We start from the raw sequence: 5787 nt of genomic DNA, 5'->3' as shown, positions 1-5787 counted from the left end.
TTGTTGCTATGGACCGGTGCGATGAAGTCGCAGGGAATCAACCGCGTGCCCTGATGGATCAGTTGATAGAATGCATGCTGGCCGTTGGTGCCCGGTTCGCCCCAGATGATCGGCCCGGTCTGCCACTCGACCTTTTCGCCGGAACGGGTGATGTATTTGCCGTTGGACTCCATGTCGCCCTGCTGGAAGTAGGCCGCGAAGCGGGACATGTATTGGTCGTAGGGCAGGATCGCCTGGCTGTCGGCCCCGAAGAAGTTGTTGTACCAAATGCCGAGCAACGCCAGGATGACGGGCATGTTTTCGGCGAATGGCGCGGTGCGGAAGTGGGTGTCCATTTTGTGGTAGCCCGCCAGCAGCTCGGCGTAGTGGTCCGGCCCGATGGCGATCATCAGCGGCAAGCCGATGGCGGAGGTGAGCGAGTAGCGGCCGCCGACCCAGTCCCAGAACGCGAACATGTTGGCGGTGTCGATCCCGAACTCGGAGACGGCGTCGGCGTTGGTGGAGAGCGCCACGAAATGTTTGGCGATCGCCGCTTCGTCCTTCAGCGCTTCCAGACACCAGGAACGGGCGGTATGCGCATTGGTCATGGTTTCCTGCGTGGTGAAGGTCTTGGAGGCCACGATGAAGAGCGTTTCGTCGGCATCGATGCCGCGGAGCGCCTCGGCGATGTGGGTGCCATCGACGTTGGAAACAAAGATGAGGTTCAGGTCGCGCTGGCTGTAGGGCTTGAGCGCTTCGTAAGCCATTACCGGGCCGAGATCGGAGCCGCCAATGCCGATGTTGACGACGTTCTTGATCTTCTTGCCCGTGTAGCCCTTCCAGGCGCCGGAGCGGACGAGATTGGAGAATTCAGTCATCTGGTCGAGCACCGCGTGGACCTTCGGCACCACGTTTTCGCCGTCGACTTCGATCACGGCATCCTTCGGCGCGCGCAGGGCGACGTGCAGCACGGCGCGACCTTCGGTGGCGTTGATCTTTTCGCCGGCAAACATGGCGTCGATCCACTTTTTGAGGTCGGCCGATTCGGCGAGGGCGATCAGCTTGCCCATGGTATCGGCGGTGATGCGGTTCTTGGAATAGTCGAGCAGCAGCTCTTCGGCCTTCAGGGTGAATTCGGCGGCACGGCCGGCATCGGCGAACAGATCGCGCAGGTGCGTATCCTTGATTTCGGAATAGTGGGTTTCGAGGGCTTTCCATTCGGAACGTTCGGTCAATTTCGCGATCATTGGGATTCTCCTTTAAGAAATGGATTTGAGAGGCGGAAAATACAGGGGCCCCGCAACGAAAACAAAAGTTTTCACCAAAAGATTTCATCCCGAACCGGCCCGTTCCCCTTCCCCGGCCCCTCATCGCTACAGAAGCGCAAAGTTGCAACGCAACAACAATGTGCTGAAGCCAAGGCAAATAAAAGACTCCGAAACATCAGGAAACAAAATCTTGTTTTATCCGAAATCGACGATATGCTCTCCTCGTTCAACACGGGTGATTGTTAGTCTATCTTATCGCGCGGGGTATCGTGAAGGGGGGATGGGATATACCAATGATCAGCAAAAAGAAAACCAGTAACAGGAGATGAAAAATGAAAAGCAAGTATGTTCGAAAAATGGCATGTAGCTTGATCGGTTGCGCATTGATGTCATTGGTATTGATCCATGAAGTGCAAGCCGACGGAACCGAGCAACTCGGATTGCCGAGCATTCCCATTGCCTCGGGTTCGCAAATATTAGTCGAAGGCACAGGTTTGAAGTTTACCCCGACTGGCTTCATCTCCATTGAGATCCCCTCGGATGTAGCCATAGCCCAAGTACTGCTATACTGGACCGGAAGGTCCCGAGTTGACACGGACTCGGGCGATACGGACATCATCATGGTCAATGACCAGAGCGTTGTTGGACCGCGCATTGGAGGACCTACGCTGCCGCCATTCCCCAGCAATACTTATCGAGCCGACATCACGGAACTGAGCTCCTCCCAAAACTGGATTCTGGCAGGCCAGATCAACGAACTTAAGGTGAGTGGTCTCGACTTCACCTACCAGAGCGATGGAGCTGCAGTCGTGGTAATCTTGGACGACGGAAGCATGACCGACATCCAGATCATGGATGGAAACGATTTTGCCTATCAGCCGCATGGTTACCAAACGGAGCCGGTCGAATTTTCCGTTACCCCGTCCGCCAATTCCCGCATTGGTTATCTGAGCCTGATCGTGACCGACGTCGCATATCCGCGCCCCGCTGCGGTAGATGTAACCGTGGCCGGGGTTACCACGCGGCTTGAAGACATATTCCAGGACAACGAAGGCGCCTATCTGGACGTAATCAAACTGGAAGTACCCCTTCCGGCCGGAGCCTCCAATGTGACCGTGCAAGTCTGGTCCATCGTAGGAGCCTATCAGCCAGCCTCACTAGCTTGGACATTCGTCGCGTGGGAACTCCCCATACCGAAGGAATTCGATGGATGCACCTACACAATAGGTTACTGGAAAAACCATCCAAAAGACTGGCCGACCGATGAACTGAGTCTATTCACTGGCGATCAAGCCATGGATATTCTTTGGACGGCGCCCAAGGGCGGCAATGCATATATCATCCTGGCCCACCAATATATCGGCGCGGAATTGAATGTCGCGAACGGCACCTCGATTCCGGAAGAGGTTGTCCATGCATGGCTGAACGGCCAGTCGATCCTGGAGAAATATCAGAGCGAGGGGTCGATACCCAAAAAATGCAAGGACAGGGATCTGGCGATTGCCATCGCCAAGGTGCTAGACAACTACAACAATGGCTGCATCGGCCCTGGCCATTGTGATTAATAACAATCGGCAGCCGCTTTACCGCGGATCGGCACCATGACCTGCCGGACGGTAAGGAACGGGAACCGAACCCCTTGCAGAAATTGCTGCAAGGGGTTTTATTTTTAGGAAGGGACGCCCCCAATCGAAACAGGAACACCGCAAGCGAACCAAGCTTTGCCCTCCGGACTTTAGCGAACCTTTGAAACGAAACGTTCGGAACCACAAAAAAAGCCCGCCGTTGCGGGCGGGCTTTTCTTAGGCTCCAGGGAGCCGGGTTACATCAGCGGGCCGACGGCCTGCATGAAGTCCCAACGCTTCTTGGCATCCGCCTGCGCCTCGGCGAAGAGCGCTTCGGCTTCGGTCGGAGCGGTCTTGAGCAGCGTGGAATAACGACGTTCCGCGCGGATGAAGGCCTGGAAGTCGCCGGTCGGTTCCTTGGCTTCCCAAGTGAACTTCTTTTCGCCGCCTTCCGGGTTGAAGCGGTAGAGCGGCCAGTAGCCGCATTCCACGGCTTCCTTGGCGATGGTCTGCGTCTTCATCATGTCGATGCCGTGAGCAATACACGGAGCGTAGGCGATGATGATGGACGGGCCATTGTAGTCGACCGCTTCCTGGATGGCTTTCTGGGTCTGCATGCGGTTAGCCCCCATGCTGATCTGCGCCACGTAGACCGTGCCATAGCTCATGCACATGAAGCCGAGGTTCTTCTTGCCGGCACGCTTACCGGCCGTGGCGAACTTGGCCACCGCGCCGATCGGCGTGGACTTGGAAGCCTGGCCGCCGGTGTTGGAGTAAACTTCCGTGTCGACAACGAGGATGTTGACGTTCTTGCCGGAAGCCACTACGTGGTCGAGACCGCCGTAGCCGATGTCGTAGGCCCAACCGTCGCCACCGAAGATCCAGACGGCCTTGTCGACGAAGTAGTCCTGCAGCTCGATCACCTTGCGGACAATCGGAGCAACCTCGGCCGAAGCTTCGGCGAGTGCGCCCGGGAGCAGGATCTTGACGGCGTTCTGGGCCGCGACGGCTTCGTCGGAACGGTTGTTGTCGACGCAGATTTCGACGGCCTTTTCAAGCGCTGCGGTGAGGTCGGCGTTCACGCCGGCTTCGAGCAGCACGGCCACGTTCTGACGGAGCAACGCGCGGTTGTTGTCGACCGCGAGGCGGAAGCCCATACCGTATTCGGCGTTGTCTTCGAAGAGCGAGTTCGCCCAAGACGGGCCACGCCCTTCGGCGCTCTTGCAGTACGGGATGGTCGGGAAGGTGCCGCCATAAATGGAGGAACAACCCGTCGCGTTCGCCACGATCATGTGCTCGCCGCAAACCTGCGTGACGAGCTTGACGTACGGCGTTTCGCCGCAACCTGCGCAGGCGCCGGAGAACTCGAACAGCGGCTTCTTGAACTGCAGACCCTTAACAGTGGAAGCATTCGCACCATCGAGAACGTTGTCGGGCAGCGCATCGAAGAAGTAGGTGTTGTCCACTTCGCCGGCGGTTTTTTCTTCTTCCAGCGTGGTGAAGGTGAGCGCCTTGGTCTTGGCCGGGCAGGTTTCGACGCAGACGCCGCAACCGGTACAGTCTTCGACATAAACCTGGATCTTGTAGTCGAGATCCTTGTCGTTCTTGGTCTTGGACTTGACGGTCTTGAAGCTTTCCGGTGCGGAAGCCAGTTCGGCGGGATCGATCTGCTTGGCGCGGATGACCGCGTGCGGGCAGGCCATGACGCACTGGTTGCACTGGATGCAGTTTTCGCTGAGCCATTTCGGAACGCGCGGACCGATGCAACGCTTCTCGATCTTGGTGGTGCCGGTCGGCAGGGTGCCGTCGAACGTCATTTTCGAAACCGGAACCTCGTCGCCCTTGAGCATCATGGTCGGCAGGATCACGTCTTTCATGAATCCGCAGGCATCGGCCGGAATCAGATCCGGCAGCACATAGGACTTGGTGATCGTGGAAGGCACTTCGACCTTTTCGATCGCGGCGGCGGAAGCGTCGATCGCTTTCCAGTTCATTTCGACGATGTCCATGCCCTTTCTTTCGAAGGTCTTCTTGGCATAGCCCTTAATCAACTCGATGGCTTCGTCTTCCGGCAGGACGCCGGACAGCTTGAAGTAAACCGTCTGCATGACGGTGTTGATGCGTCCGCCGAGGCCGACTTCCATCGCGATCTTCAGCGCGTTGACGTTGTAGAAGTTGATCTTGCGATCGATGATGATCTGCTGCTCTTCCTTGGTGAGGTGCTCGAAAACCTCCGAGGTGGGGATTTCCGAGTTGAGCACGAACGTACCGCCTTCGGCGATGGCGCTGAGCATGTCGTAGCGGCCGATGTAGGACACGTTGTGGCAGGCCACGTAGCCGGCGTGCTGGATGAGGTACGGGTAGTTGACCGCGCTCTTGCCGAAGCGAAGGTGGGAAACGGTAACGCCGCCGGACTTCTTGGAGTCGTACACGAAGTACGCCTGCGCCGTCATGTCGGTGTTGTCGCCGATGATCTTGATGGTGTTTTTGCACGCGCCGACCGTTCCGTCGGAACCGAAGCCCCAGAAAACGGAGGACTTGACGTCCGCAGGCTCGATGTTGAACTCCGGGCCGACCGGGATGGAGAGGTTGGTGACGTCGTCGTTGATACCGACGGTGAAACCATGCCAACCCCCGTTGTCGATGTGCTCGTAGATCGCCTTGACCATGCTCGGGGAGAATTCCTTGGAGGAAAGGCCGTAGCGGCCGCCAATGATTTTAGGCAGGTGCTCAAACGGCGCTTTTTCATTGCTCAAGCCCTCTGTAATCGCGGTCACCACATCTTGGTAAAGAGGTTCACCAGCGCTGCCAGGCTCTTTGGTGCGATCCAATACCGCAATTTTCCGAACCGTGCCCGGCAATGCGTCCAAAAGGCGTTTGCTGTCGAAAGGCCTGTAGAGCCGCACTTTCAGCAGGCCTACTTTTTCATTCTGCTGCAGCAGACATTCAACGGTCTCGTGAACCGTCTCCGCCCC

The 5787-nt window shown here is 57.4% G+C and carries 3 protein-coding genes; 1 reads left to right on the top strand and 2 read right to left on the bottom strand.

All coding sequences use genetic code 11. The features are described from left to right. Nucleotides 1–1226: glucose-6-phosphate isomerase (gene pgi / locus ABYO54_RS13120; RefSeq protein ID WP_372808701.1), on the bottom strand; the 1226-nt coding region annotated here is incomplete at its 3' end. 353 nt (nt 1227–1579) lie between these two features. On the opposite strand from pgi, the gene ABYO54_RS13115 reads away from it, so the two are divergent. After that, nucleotides 1580–2812, top strand: a complete 1233-nt coding sequence (locus ABYO54_RS13115; protein ID WP_372808700.1) for a hypothetical protein — start codon at nt 1580–1582, stop codon at nt 2810–2812. Nucleotides 2813–3069: 257 nt separating this feature from the next. Here ABYO54_RS13115 and nifJ read toward each other — a convergent pair. Next, the coding region (nifJ, locus tag ABYO54_RS13110; protein WP_372808699.1) for a pyruvate:ferredoxin (flavodoxin) oxidoreductase at nt 3070–5787 on the bottom strand (2718 nt) is incomplete at its 5' end.

The organism is Pontiella sp. (genome assembly GCF_041622395.1).
In the GTDB taxonomy this organism is placed as follows: domain Bacteria; phylum Verrucomicrobiota; class Kiritimatiellia; order Kiritimatiellales; family Pontiellaceae; genus Pontiella.
The sequence above is the reverse complement of the archived record's forward strand: the minus strand, read 5'-3'. Positions and strand labels throughout refer to the sequence as shown.

Excerpts from the sequence above, each read along its gene's own strand:
- ABYO54_RS13115 (WP_372808700.1), top strand. The coding sequence starts at position 1,580 with ATGAAAAGCAAGTATGTTCGAAAAATGGCATGTAGCTTGATCGGTTGC.